Origin of the sequence: Flavobacterium pectinovorum (assembly GCF_900142715.1) — a bacterium.
Lineage (GTDB): Bacteria > Bacteroidota > Bacteroidia > Flavobacteriales > Flavobacteriaceae > Flavobacterium > Flavobacterium pectinovorum.
Genome location: NZ_FRBX01000001.1, coordinates 691,106 through 708,889, shown reverse-complemented (window position 1 = coordinate 708,889; position 17,784 = coordinate 691,106). Strand labels below are relative to the sequence as shown.

General features: G+C 33.6%; 11 protein-coding genes. 9 read left to right on the top strand and 2 right to left on the bottom strand.

Annotation, left to right across the window (positions count from 1 at the left end; translation table 11 throughout):
- Positions 1–310: 310 nt before the first annotated feature.
- The 7 genes from BUE22_RS02880 (at position 311) to BUE22_RS02850 (ending at position 9,410) form a co-directional block, all read left to right on the top strand.
- Positions 311–1,993: an OstA-like protein gene (locus BUE22_RS02880; protein WP_242607179.1), complete on the top strand. Its 1,683-nt coding sequence runs from the start codon at positions 311–313 to the stop codon at positions 1,991–1,993.
- 82 nt (positions 1,994–2,075) lie between these two features.
- On the top strand, positions 2,076–3,272 hold the full coding sequence (locus tag BUE22_RS02875) for an aspartate aminotransferase family protein (RefSeq protein ID WP_042564258.1): 1,197 nt from the start codon (positions 2,076–2,078) through the stop codon (positions 3,270–3,272).
- Positions 3,273–3,463: 191 nt separating this feature from the next.
- On the top strand, positions 3,464–4,861 hold the full coding sequence (locus tag BUE22_RS02870; RefSeq protein WP_073393646.1) for a tetratricopeptide repeat protein: 1,398 nt from the start codon (positions 3,464–3,466) through the stop codon (positions 4,859–4,861).
- The gene (locus BUE22_RS02865; protein WP_073393645.1) at positions 4,861–5,610 is read left to right on the top strand and encodes a shikimate dehydrogenase family protein; all 750 of its coding nucleotides are present in this window, start codon (positions 4,861–4,863) and stop codon (positions 5,608–5,610) included. Before BUE22_RS02870 ends, BUE22_RS02865 begins: the two co-directional genes overlap by 1 nt.
- Before the next feature lie 66 nt (positions 5,611–5,676).
- The gene (locus tag BUE22_RS02860; protein WP_073393644.1) at positions 5,677–6,429 is read left to right on the top strand and encodes a lipid A phosphoethanolamine transferase; all 753 of its coding nucleotides are present in this window, start codon (positions 5,677–5,679) and stop codon (positions 6,427–6,429) included.
- Positions 6,430–6,677: 248 nt separating this feature from the next.
- Positions 6,678–8,648 carry a DUF349 domain-containing protein gene (locus BUE22_RS02855; protein ID WP_042564254.1) on the top strand — a complete coding sequence of 657 codons (1,971 nt, stop codon included), beginning with the start codon at positions 6,678–6,680 and terminating at the stop codon, positions 8,646–8,648.
- 342 nt (positions 8,649–8,990) lie between these two features.
- Complete coding sequence (locus BUE22_RS02850; RefSeq protein ID WP_042564253.1) at positions 8,991–9,410, top strand: OsmC family protein; 420 nt, start codon at positions 8,991–8,993, stop codon at positions 9,408–9,410.
- A 75-nt stretch (positions 9,411–9,485) separates the two neighbouring features.
- On the opposite strand, the gene BUE22_RS02845 is transcribed toward BUE22_RS02850, so the two are convergent.
- Together BUE22_RS02845 and gyrA are read right to left on the bottom strand one after the other, a co-directional pair.
- On the bottom strand, positions 9,486–10,757 hold the full coding sequence (locus tag BUE22_RS02845) for a tetratricopeptide repeat protein (RefSeq protein ID WP_073393643.1): 1,272 nt from the start codon (positions 10,755–10,757) through the stop codon (positions 9,486–9,488).
- Positions 10,758–10,804: 47 nt separating this feature from the next.
- A complete protein-coding gene (gene gyrA, locus BUE22_RS02840; protein WP_073393642.1) occupies positions 10,805–13,441 on the bottom strand; it encodes a DNA gyrase subunit A in 2,637 nt (878 codons plus the stop codon).
- A 257-nt stretch (positions 13,442–13,698) separates the two neighbouring features.
- Here gyrA and BUE22_RS02835 point away from each other — a divergent pair, with 257 nt between their 5' ends.
- On the top strand, positions 13,699–16,245 hold the full coding sequence (locus tag BUE22_RS02835) for an ATP-dependent Clp protease ATP-binding subunit (protein ID WP_073393641.1): 2,547 nt from the start codon (positions 13,699–13,701) through the stop codon (positions 16,243–16,245).
- Between the two features lie 139 nt (positions 16,246–16,384).
- Complete coding sequence (gene rimK / locus BUE22_RS02830) at positions 16,385–17,755, top strand: 30S ribosomal protein S6--L-glutamate ligase (RefSeq protein WP_042564249.1); 1,371 nt, start codon at positions 16,385–16,387, stop codon at positions 17,753–17,755.
- Positions 17,756–17,784 lie beyond the last annotated feature (29 nt).

Here is a 17,784-nt window from a genome sequence, read left to right as displayed (position 1 = left end):
ATTTTTAAAACTCAAAAGAAACTGATTTCGATTTATAATCACAAAACCAAACTACAACGAAATAGTTTTAAATTTTGTTGGTAACTTAAAAGAGGTTCATAGGTACAAAGGTTTTTCTTGCTCTTCTTTGGGTTAGACGCACTGCTGTGCGTCTCTACGCTATATATTGCCTATAAATTTGATTCTGTTAGAAGATACTACTTTGCACCTTTGCCACTATGAACCTCTGAACCTGATAAAAAATATAAATTAATCCTAATATCCTCAAAGGTTGTAACCTTTTTCATAAATTTGACAAAAATTTAATCAATTGAAGAAATTACTCTTTTTCATATCTTATTGTTTGCTGTTTTTAAGTGTTCAAAGCATTTTTGCGCAGGCACCTAAAAAAATTATTGTCGAAAATGCTGATTATTCCGATGTCAATCAGGAATTAATGCCTGATGCACTTTTACTAACCGGAAATGTAAAAGTAAATCATGATGGTGTTGTGCTAACTTGCAATAAAGCTTATTTTTTTCAAAAAGAAAACTACCTAAAAGCCTTTGGTAATGTACAATTGGTACAGGGAGATACTTTATTTCTTAATAGTAAATACGCCGAATATAACGGAAATTTTAAAAAAGCTTTCGCCACAGGAGATGCTGTTATGAGTTCTCCGGATGCTACTTTGCAAACAGATACTATTAATTTTGACCGAAATGTTCAGGAAGTTTTTTATAACTCAAAAGGAACAATTGTAAATAAAGATAATACTTTGGTAAGTAAATCAGGCCGCTATTATGTTGCTCAAAAGAAGTTTCAGTTTTTAACCGAAGTGACAATTACGAATCCAAAATATGTTATTAAATCAAATCATTTAGATTATTATAGCAATTCAGGCCATAGTTATTTACTTGGTCCGTCGACAATTACAAGTAAAGCCAATTATATTTATACCGAAAAAGGATTTTATGATACGAAGAAAAACATAGCCCATTTTGTTCGAAACTCGTACATAAAATATGATGACAGGCGAATAGAAGGCGATAGTTTATTTTATAATCGAAATACCGAATTTGCTTCGGCAACACGGAATGTAAAAATCACGGATTCTATTAATAAAGGAGTTGTAAAAGGCCATTATGCAGAATTATACAAGCTAAAGGACTCTATGTTTGTAACAAAAAGAGCCGTTGCGATCAACCTGGTTGAAAATGATTCTGTTTATATTCACGGAACTAAATTGATGGTTACAGGAAAAGAAGGCGAACGCATTTTGAGAGCTTATAATAATGTTCGTTTTTACAAAACTGATATGAGCGGAAAATGTGATTCGATTCATTCTAATTCTAAAACGGCTTTGACAAAACTAATTGGAAATCCGATTTTATGGAATGGCGAAAATCAAATTACCGGAGATATCATGCATTTAATTGGTGATAATAACACCAAAAAACTGGATTCGCTAAAAGTCCTCAATAATACATTTCTGGTCTCACGGGACACGCTCAGCACCGGTTTTAATCAAGTAAAAGGACTTAATTTATTTGGAAAATTCAAAGAAGGAAAACTGCATGATGTTGACGTCATCAAAAATACCGAAGTCATTTATTATATGCGAAATGACGCGAATGAACTCATTGGAATTAATAAAAATGTAAGCAGTAAAATCAATCTTATTTTAGAAAATAATGCGGTTGAAACCATTACGTTTTTCAATAAAGTAGATGGTGATATTTATCCCGAAGCTGATTTACCCGAAAATGCCCGTAAATTAAGAGGTTTAGTCTGGCGCGGAGATGAGAGAATAAAATCGAAAGATGATATTTTTACTGCCGAAGAAAATGAAATGAATGAGAAATTAATTCAGGAAGGGAAAGACGAAAACGCAAAAGAAAATGTCCCGATGAAAGTCAGGAAAGAAACACTTGATTACGGTAAAAAGAAACCCGCTGTAAAAACAAATACAGCTAAAGCGGATACGACAAAAACTGCCAAAGCAAAAAAGTAGTTTTCAGTCGCAGTTTTCAGTTTTGTATCCAAAACTAAAAAAACAGAATCTTAGTAGCTTAGCAACTTAGAACCTCAAAAAAATGAATCCAGATTTTATAAAATACCAGGCACAAACTTCTCCTTATCCGTTAGGAATGGAAGTTTCACATGCCATTGGCTCTTACATTTACGATACTAACGATAAAAAATATTTAGATTTTGTTGCCGGCGTTTCTGCCTGCACATTAGGGCATCAGCATCCGAGAGTAAATCAGGCTATAAAAGATCAGTTAGATAAATATTCGCATGTAATGGTTTATGGCGAATACTCTCAAAGTCCGGCCGTTCAGTATTGCAAATTACTGGCTTCACTCCTGCCGGAATCTTTAAATAAAACATATTTGGTTAATTCAGGCACAGAAGCGATTGAAGGTGCACTTAAATTAGCCAAAAGAACAACAGGTCGCAGTCAGCTTATTTCATGTCATAATGCATATCATGGCAACACAATGGGTTCTATGAGTGTTATGGGATTTGAAGAACGCAAACAAGCCTTTCGACCATTGCTTCCTGACGTTGATTTTATTACCTTTAACAACGAAGAAGATTTACAAAAAATAACAACCAGAACTGCAGCAATTCTACTTGAAACAATTCAGGGCGGTGCCGGATTTATTCAGCCTCACGATAACTTTTTACAGAAAGTTCGTAAACGTTGTGATGAAGTTGGTGCCATGATGATTGTCGATGAAATTCAACCTGGTTTCGGCAGAACGGGAAAACTTTTTGGTTTTCAAAATTACGATGTGGTTCCGGATATTGTCGTTATGGGTAAAGGAATGGGCGGCGGAATGCCTGTAGGAGCCTTTACAGCTTCAGCAGAAAAAATGGATCTTTTGACAGAAAATCCTAAATTAGGGCACATAACCACCTTTGGGGGTCATCCTGTCATTGCGTCAGCTTGTTTAGCTACTTTGCAGGAATTAACTGAAACTAATTTGATGCAGGAAGCATTAGAGAAGGAAAAGCTGTTCAGATCGCTTTTGGTACATCCTTTGATAAAGGAAGTTAGAGGAAAAGGATTAATGCTAGCCGCAATGACCGAAACAGCCGAAATAACCAATGAAGTTATTTTAAGCTGTCAGGACAAAGGTCTTATTTTATTCTGGTTATTATTTGAAGGATGCGCGATACGAATAACGCCTCCGTTAACCATTTCTGAAGAAGAAATAAAAGAAGGCTGCGCCATAATTTTAGAAGTTATGGATCAAATCATTAAAAGACAACAAAAAGCTTAATTAAAGCTTTACATTAAAAAGAAGAATAATAACGAATAATCTTTTACATTTCAGAAGATTATGATTAAAAACAGAATGTAAATTCTGTCCATATTGTTAATTAAATTGTTCAAAACAATTAATTTCCATTCCACACAACAATAATATGGTTGCCTAAATTTATAACAGGCTAATTTCAAATAAAACAAAGTATGCAATTAAGCAACGAAGAAGAAGATTATAACCTATCCCTATCCAAATTTGAGTCGATGTTAAAAACTAACAAAGTACTCTTTTTTGATTCTGAAGAATTTGAAGAAATTATTCTTCATTATTTAGATATAGGTAAGGCTAATTTAGCAAAAAAGGCCTTAAAACTTGCATTAGACCAACACCCAAAATCTACAGGCTTAAAATTAGTACAAGTAGAAATGCTGGTGTATGACGACAAACTTGAGATCGCTGAAAAGCTTTTAAATGAGTTGTATGCAATTGAACCAAACAACGAGGAAATTTACATTCAGAAAGCCAATATCTGTTCTAAAAGAGATCAACACGAAAAAGCTGTAGAATTGCTTAAAATTGCCTTGCAATATACTGACGATTACGCTGACGTGTACAACCTGATTGGAATGGAATATCTTTTCATGGATAATCTCGAGATGGCAAAAGACAGTTTCATCAAATGTCTTGAAGAAGATTTAGAAGATCAATCTGCCTTATATAATGTAGTTTACTGTTTTGAATTTTTAGATCAAAATCAGGAAGCTATTCTTTATCTTAACGACTATATCAACAAAAATCCATATAGCGAAATCGCCTGGCATCAACTTGGACGTTTGCATTATGGGGTAAAAGAATACGAAAACGCCATTCGTGCTTTTGACTATGCAACTCTTATTGACGATGAGTTTTTAGGGGCTTTTATGGAAAAAGCAAAAGCTTACGAGCGTCTTAAAAAATACAACGAAGCAATTGAAAGCTACAACCGCACCATCGAATTGGACGATGCGACTTCGTATGCTTTATTGAGAATTGGTAAATGTTACGAGAAACTTGGAAATTATGTAAAAGCGCTTCAATATTACAATCAAACTGTTCACGAAGATCCGCTTTTAGACAAAGGCTGGATTGCAATTACTGATTTTCATGTTCGCCAGAAAAACTTTCAAAAAGCATTGTTTTTTGTGAATAAGGCATTAGCTATCGACAATCAAAATCGTTTGTATTGGAAACGTTACGCAACGATCAACAAACAAATGAACTTTTTTGAAGAAGCAGAATTTGGATACAGAAAAGCGGTAGAATTTGGTGATTATGCATTAGATACCTGGTTATTCTGGGTTGATATTTTACAATTTTTAGGAGAATTTGAAATTGCAATTCAAACTTTATTGCAGGCTACAGAGTATTTTCCTGAAGAAAACGAAATAGAATATCGTTTGGCGGGATTGTATTTTATGATTCAGGACAACACAAAAGCAAAATTCCATTTAAGCAACGGGTTACGTTTAAACTTTGATAATTATATTTTAATCGAAGATTTATTTCCGGTTGTCTGGGCAAAAAAAATGGTTAGAAATTATATTGAGAAACATAGAAAACAATAATGGTTGATATTTTAAAAAGACGTTTTGGCTTATTAGGGCGTAATATTAGTTACTCATTTTCAAAAGGATATTTTACTGAAAAGTTTAATGATGAAGTTTTTTTAGGCAATAGCTATGAAAATTTTGATATTTCTGAAATCAATCATTTCAGCGGATTAATCAAAAACAATCCTGATTTAAATGGTTTAAATGTAACAATTCCGTACAAAGAACAAGTTATTCCGTTTTTAGATACATTATCAAAAAAAGCAGCCTTAATTGGGGCTGTTAACACCATTAAATTCACCAAAAAAGGAAAATTAAAAGGCTACAATACAGATTATTATGGTTTTAAAAAATCTTTAAAGCCCTTATTAGAATCACATCATAAAAAAGCGCTTATTCTGGGTACAGGAGGCGCATCAAAAGGTGTTGCCTTTGCTCTTGACGAACTTAATATTCCTTATACTTTTGTTTCCAGAGAGGCAAAAGAAAATATTATTGATTACGATTTGATAAATGCAACTACATTTGATAATTTTCAAATCATAATCAACTGTACTCCAGTAGGAACAAGTCCGAATATTGAAGCTTGTCCTAATCTTCCGTATGAGTTTTTTACAGATAAACACATCGCTTACGATTTAATTTATAATCCTGCCGAAACGCAATTTTTAAAAAATGCTAAAGAAAAAGGAGCAATAATTAAAAACGGTTATGATATGCTTATTTTTCAGGCTGAAAAAGCATGGAAAATATGGAATAAATAAAAAACAGCAGAGAATAAAATATTAAGGTAATTTTCGTACTTTTAGACTACTCATTTATAAGTAGTTATGAAAAAAATCTACCTTTTTTTACTGCTATTTTTTTTTATTACTTTTTTCGCAAAAGCTCAGGATACTGAAGAAGCTGCCAAAAATGTATATACAGAGGCGCGCTATCATTATTATCTAAAAACCATTTTATTATTTAATGAATATTTAGATACAGATTCCGGGTCATTTAATACGACCGAGCTTCGATTTTTACACCCTATCGCCAACAAAGCATGGAATTTAAGATTAGATCTTCCTTTAATTTCAACCAACTCAAGTTCTGATAATAAAACCGGAATTGGTGATATTGGTGCCGGAATTAGTTATATCCCTTATTTAGAACATCAAAATGGCGGAATTGCTTTTCGCGCCAGAGTCATTTCTAATTCTGCAACTGATCCCGCTCGCGGATCCGGAAAATGGGTTTTCGCTCCCGCAATTTTCTATGGAAAATATTTAAAGAAAGATAAAATACTATGGATTTCTTCTTTAGAAAACCAGCTTAGTTTTGCAGGTTCTGACAATAGAGACGACATAAATACGACCTCATTTGAAAATTATTTCATGTTTATAATGGGGAAAAATTGGATTGCCGCAGATGCTGCGTTTAGATATAACGCTACAAACAAGGGATTCCCAAACAATGCTTTTTTAGAATTTGGCAGAAAAATAACAGCAAACGATATGGCATATATTCATCCAAGCGTGGGTTTTGGAAGTCATAAGTCTTATAATTTTGGTATCGAAGTTGGAATGCTAATTCTATTTTAAGCTTTAATTAAAATAAGAACTTCTTTACTAAAATATTATTTTATAATTGTTTTTCTTAAAACGATATTGTTTTAAAATTTAAATTTACTTCAAAAATAAAGCGAAAAAACAAGTATCATAATCTTAAATCACTCCAATAAATAAGAATTTCACCGCAAAATAGCAGATAAACAAACGATTTATTTTGTATTTAGAAACACCTTTACTATCTTTCGCAATGTTTAAATCAATATACTTATACATTTAAAATGTTAGAAGAAAAGAATGATAACCTGCAAGAGGCAGACGGAAAAGTTGGAATCGAAATTAGTGATTCTATAGAAAATGATGCAATTGAAACATCAGACACAGTGACAGCACCCGAAAATGAAATAGAAAGTGCCGATGAAACTGAGGAAGCAAATCATCAAACAGCATTAGACGCTATTACAAATTCGAATGCCGAAGAGAGTGAAGATGAGACGCTAAAAGAGCGTCATGATATTCCTATGCAGGATTATGACACTTTTTCAATGGATGCGCTTGTTGATGAATTGAAAAAACTTGTCAATACAGACAAAGTAATGTCTGTAAAAGATCATATTGAAGAAATTAAAAAATCATTCTTATTACAATACAACCATCTTATAGAGGAGAAAAAAGAAGAATTTAATGCTTCTAAAGAGGATCCGAATGAAGAATTTGAATATCATTCTCCTTTAAAATCTAAATTTGACGAATACTACAACATCTTTAGAGAAAAAAGAAATGTTCATTTTAAACATTTACAAACTAATTTAAAAACAAATTTAGAGAATCGACTTGCTATTGTTGAAGAACTAAAAGAGCTTATAAATCCACAGGAAAACATCAAAGACACGCTTAAACATTTTAATGATTTAAGAGAAAGATGGAAAAATGCAGGATCAATTCCGAAAGATAAATACAATCACGTTTGGAATAATTATCACTTTCATGTAGAAAATTTCTATGATTATCTGCATTTAGATCGTGAAGCTAGAGATCTGGACTTTAAATATAACTTAGATCAAAAGCAAAAAATTATTGCACGTGTTGAAGAACTGGTTAATGAAACTGATATCAGCAAAGCTTTCCGTGAGTTACAGGATTTACACAGAATCTGGAAAGAAGATATCGGACCGGTTTCTAAAGAACACCGTGATGTGATTTGGAATAAATTTAGTGAGTTAACTAAAAAAATTCATGATAAAAGAGAACTTTTATTTGAAAGCCAAAGAGCAAACGAGCAGCAAAATCTTGAAGTTAAAAAAGAAATTATTGCAAAAATAGAAGTCTTGGGTACCGAAAAAGTAAATTCGCATTCGCAATGGCTGTTACAAATACAAAAAGTTGAGGCACTTAGAAATGAGTTTTTTGCAGCTGGTAAAGTACCTTCAGAAGTAAATGAAGAAACATGGGCCGCGTTTAAAACTGCTGTTAGAAACTTTAATTCATTTAAAAATTCGTTTTACAAAGACATTAAAAAAGACCAAAACGATAATTTAAATAAAAAAATGGCTTTGGTTGCTAAAGCCAAAGAATTACAGGAAAGTACAGATTTTGCTGCCACTACTCCAATAATGAAGCAAATTCAGGAAGAATGGAAACAAATTGGCCATGTTCCTAAAAAATATTCTGATAAAATCTGGAAAGAATTTAAAGACGCCTGCAATCATTATTTTGATAAATTAAAAGAGCATAAATCTGAAGAAAACGGTGATGAAGTTGCCGCTTTCGATAATAAAAAAGCTTATTTAGATATTTTGAGAGCTTACCAGTTAACTGGTGATCACAAAACAGATTTAGATGCAATAAAACAACATATTGAAACCTGGAAAGGCTTTGGAAAAGTTCCTTTTTCAAGACGTCATATCGAAGGTAAATTCAACAAAATTCTGGATGCGCTTTTCGAAAAATTAAGTTTGAGTAAGAAAGAAACAGAAATGATGCGTTTCTCAAACAGAATTGATTCATTATCTGAAAGTAACGACACGAGAAAACTAGATAACGAAAAGATTTTCTTAATGCGTAAAATTGAAGAAGTACAAAACGAAATATTCCAATTAGAGAATAACATTCAGTTTTTTACAAATACTAAAAATGCTAAAAAAGAGAATTCAATTGTTCTTGAAGTTCGTAAAAACATTGCTATTCACAAAGAAAGTCTTGACGTTTGGAAAGACAAACTGAAACAATTGCGAAATTTAGGTCAGGAATAAGATGAATTATTAGATTGAGTAATAATTAAATTGTCAGGTTGAGCGGCAATTGCCAGGTCGAGCGGAGTCGAAACCCACGCAACATTAAGTTCAATCCTAAAATATAGAAGCTGCATTGAAAATTTTCATTGCAGCTTTTTTTTATCGTGTTTCAAACCGAAGACATCATAAAGTTTTTTAATATCTTCCAATAGTAACGGGCTTCGACTCCGCTCAGCCTGACAAACGTTGAAGCTTAAACAACCCCAAACTTAACATTCTAATTAAATTCCATAAAACTATTCTGTAAAATATTGATTATATTTGAGTATCAAAAGATTATAAACCTTAATATAATATCACATGAAATTTACAAGAAAAGCAAACGCTAACTGGCAAGGAACCGGTATGGAAGGAACTGGAAAAATTAGTACTCAAAGTACCACACTAGATAACGCTCAATTATCATTTAAAACCAGATTTGCAGATGGCGTTGGAACAAATCCTGAAGAACTTGTTGCTGCAGCTCATTCGGGGTGTTTTACAATGCAATTAAGTTTTTTACTAAATGAGGGAGGTTTTACTGCAGATGATTTATCTACAGAAGCGACTGTAACTTTTGAAGATGGTACAATTACTTTAATTCATTTAGATTTAAAAGGAAAAGTTCCTTCTATTTCTGCGGAAGAATTCGAGAAAACAGCAGCAAAAGCAAAAGAAATTTGTCCGATATCTAAATTATTGAATACTACAATTACTTTATCTGCTACTTTAGTAAGTTAATTTAAAAAGTATAAGGCATAAAAAAACCATTCGTTTCAACGAATGGTTTTTTTTATATAAGAAATAGTAGACTTCTTAGTTCATTGTAGCTTTTAATGCTTTTGCTTCAGCAGTCATTTCTAAAGCTTTGTAAACCCCTAATAATGTTTTAGAAACATCATCATTTTTAGGATCTAATTCATGTGCTTTTTTAAGATAAGGAATAACTCCTTTGAAAACATTTTCTCTTTCTGTTTTTAAAACATCATAACGCTTCATATCTTTTGCAGAAGTTCCCAATTTATTCATTTCGTCAATGATTGGTTTCTCAGCCTCTAATTTTAAAGCTGCAAGATTAAGATAAGCATTTGTATAGTTTGGATCAATTTCGATTGATTTCAAATAATATTTTTCAGCATCGGCATTGTTTTTAGCATTTGCGCTAATAACTCCTAAGTTGAAAACTAAATCAGCATTGTTTGGATCTTTTTGCAAAGCCTCTCCAACTAATTTTTTGTAAGTATCAAAATCTTTAGTTTCTAAATATAAATTAGCTTCTGAAAGAATTAAAGAAGAATCATCAGGATTTGCTTTTCTTGCATCTGCAATTGCTTTTTTAGCATCTTCAACACGTCCTTTTTGTACTAAAATCAAAGCTAAGTTTTTGTAGATCTCACCTCTTTTAGAAGGAATTGCTTCTGTTTTAGGTTTTTCGTGAGTACCTAGTTTAATAGCCAAATCTCTTTCGCTAGCTGTATTAAAACCATCTTCATTACCAGAAGCTTTGTTGATTGCAGTATAGCTTGTTCCTTTTCCAGAATAGTTTAATTTTTTCAACTCTTCATACATTGGTAAAGCTGTATCGTAATCCTGAGCATTTACAGCTGTTGACGCAGCATAATACAAGTTAATTGTATCTTTTCTGTCTAACAAATAAGCATCATACAATTTTTTTGCTCCGTCAGCATGTTTGTTTGCCTGAGTATCAGCAATTGCTGAATTAATCAACAAACCTTTAATTTGAGTAATTGAAGCTGCAGCCTGAGTTGAATACTTTTGTTTTCCAGATGCTTTTTCAACTTCAATCAATTTATTATAGCTTTGAGCAGCTGAAGATAAATTTTTACTTTCTTCTACTTTTTTATTTGCTAAATCAAGGTAAGCATTACCTTGTACAAAATAGTATTGAGCCTGTTCAACATCTTTGGCATTCACCACCATGTTTTCAGCATCTTTTAGTATCGTAATTGCTCCTTGAGCATCTCCGCCTTTTAATGCTTTTTCAGCACTTTTAATTTGATCTTTTTGAGCAAAAGTAGCTACCGAAATCAATAATGCTGATGCAAGTATTACATATTTACTTTTCATAATATTCAATTTGTGTATTTAATTTTAATTTTCGTGGTTATATATTTTTACTCTTCCGATTCTTCTTCAGAGTCATCTTCGTCTTCTACTGGTTCATCAGTATCGTCGTCATCGTCTTCAACTGTACCATCGTCTTCAAGAACTTCTAAGTCTGGCTTAATTCTTTCTATAACTGGCCCAACTACGTTTCCGTCTTCATCAACAACAACTTCTTCAACATCATCTTTCATGACTTTTGTTACGGCTGCAATAGAATCTTTACCTTTTAAGTTAATTAATCGAACCCCTTGCGTTGCACGACCCATTACACGTAAATCTTCAATAGCCATTCTAATTGTCAATCCTGATTTGTTGATAATCATTAAGTCATCAGCATCAGTTACGGCGTTGATAGAAATCAGTTTTCCTGTTTTTTCTGTAATGTTAAGTGTTTTCACACCTTTTCCACCACGGTTTGTGATTCTGTAAACATCTTCTCCATCTTCGTCAACTAATTTGGTACGTTTTCCGTATCCATTTTCAGTTACAACTAAAATTTGCGAATCGTTAACATCATTTTTACCAACAGTAACCATACCAATTACTTCATCAGTATCATCTTTTAAGCTAATTCCACGAACTCCTGAAGCTGTTCTTCCCATCGGACGTGTTTTAGTTTCTTCAAAACGAACTAATTTACCAGATTTAACTGCCAGGATAATTTGGCTTTCTCCATCTGTTAATTGCGCTCCCATTAATTCGTCGCCTTCCTTAATAGTAATAGCTGCAACACCATTTACTCTAGGTTTAGAATATTTCTCTAAAGAAGTTTTCTTAACCTGACCTTGTTTGGTAACCATTACAAGATTATGACTGTTGATATAATCTTTGTCTTTTAAGTCTTGTGTACAAATGAAAGCTTTTACTTTATCATCACTTTCAATGTTCACTAAGTTTTGAATTGCTCTACCTTTTGCAGTTTTACTTCCCTCTGGAATTTCGTAAACACGCATCCAGAAACATTTCCCTTTTTGGGTAAAGAACATCATATATTGGTGGTTGGTCGCAACGAACATGTGCTCAAGGAAATCCTGATCTCTTGTTCCTGCACTTTTTTGTCCAACTCCTCCTCTGTTTTGAGTTTTATATTCTGTTAAGTTGGTACGTTTGATATAACCTGCATGAGAAATTGTAATTACTACATTTTCATCGGCAATTAAATCTTCGATACTTACATCTCCACCAGAATATTCAATTTGAGAACGACGCTCATCTCCGTATTTCTCACGGATTTCTTCAAGTTCTTCTTTAATTAAATTAGTTCTTAAATTAACGTCTGCTAATAAAGCTTTTAAGTGCTCAATTAATTTCATTAATTCTTCAAACTCGGCTCTTAATTTGTCTTGCTCAAGACCTGTTAACTGACGCAAACGCATCTCAACAATAGCACGAGCCTGAATATCTGACAAATTGAATCTTTCGATTAATTTCTCACGAGCCTCTTCTGTATTTTTAGAACCTCTGATTATTGCAATTACTTCATCAATATTATCAGAAGCAATAATTAATCCTTCTAAAATATGTGCTCTTTCTTCTGCTTTACGTAATTCAAAACGAGTTCTTCGAACAACAACATCATGACGGTGCTCAATAAAATAGTGAATCATATCTTTTAGATTCAACATTTGTGGGCGTCCTTTTACAAGTGCAATATTATTTACACTAAAAGAGGATTGTAATGATGTAAACTTATATAAGGTATTCAAAACTACGTTTGGCGTAGCATCACGTTTCAGGATATAAACGATACGCATACCGTTTCTGTCAGATTCGTCACGAATATTGGCAATACCTTCAATTTTTTTATCGTTAACCAAATCAGCCGTACGTTTGATCATTTCGGCTTTGTTTACCTGATATGGAATCTCGGTAACGATGATACATTCTCTTCCGTCAACTTCTTCAAAACCAACTTTGGCGCGCATTACAATACGACCTCTACCTGTTTTAAATGCTTCACGAACACCTTCGTAACCATATATTATACCACCGGTTGGAAAATCCGGAGCTTTAATATAGGTCATTAATTCCTCTATTTCAATATCATTATTATCAAGGTAAGCTAAAGTACCATTGATAACTTCAGTTAAGTTGTGTGGCGGCATATTGGTTGCCATACCTACCGCGATTCCTGTTGCTCCATTAATTAATAAAGTAGGAACTCTGGTTGGCATTACTTTAGGCTCATATAAAGTATCGTCAAAGTTCAATTGAAAATCAACTGTTTCTTTTTCGATATCTGCCATAATATCTTCAGATATTTTACGCATTCTCGCCTCAGTATAACGCATTGCTGCCGGACTGTCTCCATCCACAGAACCAAAGTTACCCTGACCATCAACTAATAAATATCGTAAACTCCATTCCTGAGCCATACGAACCATCGCATCATAAACAGATGTATCTCCGTGCGGGTGATACTTACCCAGAACCTCCCCTACAATTCTCGCAGATTTTTTGTGGGCAGATCTTGATGTTACTCCTAAGTCATACATTCCGTAAAGAACTCTTCGATGCACTGGTTTCAAGCCATCTCTAACATCCGGAAGTGCTCTTGATACGATTACTGACATCGAATAATCGATGTAAGCTGATTTCATTTCATCTTCTATGTTAATAGGAATTAACTTTTCTCCTTCAGACATAAGTTGTTATGTTTAATAATTATATTAGTTTCAAAGCGTGCCAAGATACGGTTTTTTGAAATTTTTTCAGCTATTTACTTACACTTATTTCAATGATTTATTAACAACTTTATTTTACTTTTTAGTTAATAAATTAAGCGTTTTTTAACGCTTTTATTGTTATTTTTTTTGTCTATTAGCTGACAGGAGATTCGGAAGGGTATGGTTTTTGTTTTTCAAAGACTAATTCACTAAATTTACAATTACAATTATATATTATGGATGATAATTTTTCACCAAGAGTAAAAGATGTTATTACCTACAGTAAAGAAGAGGCCTTACGTTTGGGTCACGACTTTATTGGTACTGAACATCTAATGCTAGGCATTTTGAGGGATGGAAACGGTAAAGCCATTCATATACTTAATAACCTTGCAGTCGATTTAGATCATTTGCGCAGAAAGGTAGAAATACTGAGTCCGGCCAATCAAAGCGTTGAAGTAAATGCTGAAAAGAAAAATCTTCATCTTACCCGTCAAGCGGAAAGGGCACTGAAGACAACTTTCCTTGAAGCTAAAGTATTTCAGAGCTCGTCAATTAGCACGGCGCACCTGCTTTTATGTATCTTACGAAACGAAAACGATCCAACAACCAAGCTGTTGAATAAACTAAAAATAGATTATGACATAGCTAAAGAACAATATTTAAATATGACTCCAAACGAAGAAGAATTCTTAGAAAACTTGCCTAGAAACGAATCATACAATGACGATTCAGGACAAGATGACAGTCTTAAGGAAAGTAGTTTTAATAATCCAGCCAATAAGTCAAACAAAAAATCTAAGACCCCGGTTTTAGATAATTTTGGGAGAGATTTAACAGAAATGGCCGAAGAAGGAAAACTAGATCCTGTTGTAGGACGCGAAAAAGAAATTGAGCGTGTATCGCAAATTTTAAGCCGTAGAAAAAAGAACAACCCACTTCTTATTGGTGAACCAGGAGTTGGTAAATCTGCTATTGCTGAAGGATTAGCATTGCGTATCATTCAGAAAAAAGTATCACGTATTCTTTTCCACAAACGTGTAGTAACACTTGATCTGGCAAGTTTAGTAGCCGGAACAAAATACCGCGGTCAGTTTGAAGAAAGAATGAAAGCCGTGATGAACGAACTTGAAAAAAATGATGACATCATTCTTTTCATTGATGAAATTCACACTATTGTAGGTGCCGGCGGAGCAACAGGTTCTCTTGATGCTTCAAACATGTTTAAACCTGCATTAGCAAGAGGCGAAATTCAATGTATTGGTGCAACAACGCTTGATGAGTACAGACAATATATTGAAAAAGACGGAGCTCTTGAAAGACGTTTTCAAAAAGTAATTGTAGAACCAACTTCTGTTGAAGAAACAATCGCGATTTTGAACAATGTAAAAGACAAATACGAAGATCACCATAACGTAACTTATACGCAGGAAGCGATCGAAGCTTGTGTTAAATTAACCAACAGATATATGTCTGAGCGTTTTTTACCGGACAAAGCTATTGATGCTCTTGACGAAGCTGGTTCTCGTGTACACATTACTAATATTGATGTTCCTAAACAAATTTTAGATTTAGAGCGTCAGTTAGAAGAAGTGCGTGAAAACAAAAACATGGTAGTGAAAAAACAAAAATATGAAGAAGCTGCCAAACTTCGTGATGATGAAAAACGTATCGAAAAAGATTTAGCTGTTGCGCAAGAGCAATGGGAAGAAGATTCTAAAAACAACAGAATTGAAGTTACAGAAGATAATGTAGCCGATGTTGTTTCTATGATGACTGGAATTCCTGTAAACAGAATTGCACAAACAGAAAGCAATAAATTAGCCAAATTACCTGAATTGATTCAGAATAAAGTAATTGGTCAAAATGAAGCTGTTTTAAAAATTGCACGTTCTATTCAACGTAACAGAGCCGGACTTAAAGATCCGAACAAACCAATTGGTTCGTTTATTTTCTTAGGTCAGACCGGAGTTGGTAAAACCCAATTGGCTAAAGTTTTAGCAAAAGAATTATTCGATTCTGAAGATGCATTAGTTCGTATCGATATGAGCGAATACATGGAAAAATTTGCTATTTCTCGTTTAGTTGGAGCGCCTCCGGGATACGTAGGTTACGAAGAAGGTGGACAATTGACAGAAAAAGTTCGTAGAAAACCTTATTGTGTTGTACTTTTAGACGAGATCGAAAAGGCGCATCCGGATGTGTTTAATATGATGCTTCAGGTGCTTGACGATGGATATTTGACTGATAGTTTAGGTCGCAAAATCGACTTTAAAAACACTATCATTATTATGACATCTAACGTTGGAGCACGTCAGTTAAAAGATTTTGGACAAGGTGTAGGATTCGGAACTGCTGCAAAAGTGGCTCAGGCCGATGAAAACTCAAAAAGCATTATCGAAAATGCATTGAAAAAAACTTTCGCTCCTGAATTCTTAAACAGAATTGATGACGTAATCGTGTTCAATGCATTAGAAAAACATGATATTGATTTGATTATCGAAATCGAACTTACAAAACTGTACAATCGTATTGCTGAATTAGGATATAAATTAAGTCTTACTGATAAGGCAAAAGCATTTATCGCTGAAAAAGGTTTTGACAGACAATTTGGCGCAAGACCTCTAAAAAGAGCGATTCAGAAATATGTTGAAGATTTGTTAGCAGAAGAAATTATTACCTCAAAAATACATTCAGGTGATGAAATCTTAATGGATTTAAAAGATGATTCTCAAGAGCTTTCTGTAGAAGTACACAAAGCCGAAGAGCCAACAAATCTGTAAATCGATAAATTTTATAACAGAAATAACAAACCCGTTACGTTTTTATAACATAACGGGTTTTTTCTTTGGATAAAATCGTATATTTATTAAAAGCAAATAGCTACTTTTGAATATTAAATTTTATAACAAATAATAACGTATGCTTCAAAATAAAGTCATTTTAGGTAGCGAAGAATGGTGCTCATTTCCAGAACTAGGAATCCCTACAATCAAGGCTCGCGTCGATTCAGGCGCAAAAACTTCGGCAATGCACGCCATAAACATAGCTCCTTTTATAAAAAATGATGCCAATTGGGTAAAATTTGACATTAACCCAATTCAGAATAATATTAAAACCATTATTCATTGTGAAGCTCCACTGGTTGATAAACGAATTGTAAAAAGTTCAAGCGGTTTTAGAGAACATCGTTATGTTATTCAAACGAACTTAAAAATTGGCGATGCAAAATGGCCAATCGAAATGACATTGACCAATCGTGACTCAATGGGTTTTCGTATGCTTTTAGGCCGTGAAGCCATGAGCGGACGTGTATTGGTTGATCCCGAAGACAAATATATGTTGGGGCAGCCAACAACCGAAGCATTAAAAGAATTATACCAAAACTCTGAAAAAGCAAGTTCTGGTTTACGAATTGGACTTTTGGCCAGTAATCCTGAATTATACAGCAATAAAAGAATTATGGAAGCCGGCGAAATGCGCGGTCATGAAATGCATTTTTTGAATATTAAAGAATGTTACATGAAACTGGATGCTAAAACTCCTGAAATTCATTATCGTGGAGGAAAAATATTGAATCAATTTGACGCTATTATTCCGAGAATCCGACCAAGTATTACTTTTTACGGTTGTGCTTTAACGCGCCAGTTTGAAGCTTTGAAGGTTTTCGTTTTAAATTCGGCTACAGCCATAACACAATCACGTGATAAATTATATTCACTGCAATTGCTTTTGAATAGCGGAATCGATATTCCGACAACTGGATTTGCGAATTCGCCTTTGGATACTGACAACCTGATCAAAATGGTTGGAGGTTCTCCTTTAATCGTAAAATTACTAGAAGGAACACAAGGAAAAGGAGTTGTTTTGGCAGAAACCAAAAAAGCGGCAGAAAGTGTTATCAATGCTTTTAAAAGCTTAAATGCAAACATTTTAGTTCAGGAATTCATTAAAGAAGCCAACGGAAAAGACATTCGTTGTTTTGTAATTGACGGAAAAGTAGTTGCAGCAATTCAACGTGAAGCAATGCCGGGCGAATTTAGAGCCAATATTCACTTGGGCGGAACAGCCTCTGTTATCAAAGTAACTGCCGAAGAGAAAAAGATTGCGATTAAAGCCGCAAAAGCAATGGATTTAAAGGTTGCAGGTGTAGACATTATTCGTTCTTCAAAAGGCCCGTTATTACTCGAAGTAAACTCTTCTCCGGGACTTGAAGGAATTGAAGGTGCAACAAATAAAGATATTGCCGGAGAAATGATTAAAGCGATTGAGAAGAATTTTAAATTGATATAAGTTCATTTAAACTTAACAACACATAATTA

Bases quoted from the DNA above. Each gene is read 5' to 3' on its own strand.
- rimK (WP_042564249.1), top strand. From the start codon at position 16,385: ATGCTTCAAAATAAAGTCATTTTAGGTAGCGAAGAATGGTGCTCATTT.
- BUE22_RS02835 (WP_073393641.1), top strand. From the start codon at position 13,699: ATGGATGATAATTTTTCACCAAGAGTAAAAGATGTTATTACCTACAGT.
- BUE22_RS02875 (WP_042564258.1), top strand. From the start codon at position 2,076: ATGAATCCAGATTTTATAAAATACCAGGCACAAACTTCTCCTTATCCG.
- BUE22_RS02860 (WP_073393644.1), top strand. From the start codon at position 5,677: ATGAAAAAAATCTACCTTTTTTTACTGCTATTTTTTTTTATTACTTTT.
- gyrA (WP_073393642.1), bottom strand. From the start codon at position 13,441: ATGTCTGAAGGAGAAAAGTTAATTCCTATTAACATAGAAGATGAAATG.
- BUE22_RS02870 (WP_073393646.1), top strand. From the start codon at position 3,464: ATGCAATTAAGCAACGAAGAAGAAGATTATAACCTATCCCTATCCAAA.
- BUE22_RS02855 (WP_042564254.1), top strand. From the start codon at position 6,678: ATGTTAGAAGAAAAGAATGATAACCTGCAAGAGGCAGACGGAAAAGTT.
- BUE22_RS02850 (WP_042564253.1), top strand. From the start codon at position 8,991: ATGAAATTTACAAGAAAAGCAAACGCTAACTGGCAAGGAACCGGTATG.
- BUE22_RS02865 (WP_073393645.1), top strand. From the start codon at position 4,861: ATGGTTGATATTTTAAAAAGACGTTTTGGCTTATTAGGGCGTAATATT.
- BUE22_RS02845 (WP_073393643.1), bottom strand. From the start codon at position 10,757: ATGAAAAGTAAATATGTAATACTTGCATCAGCATTATTGATTTCGGTA.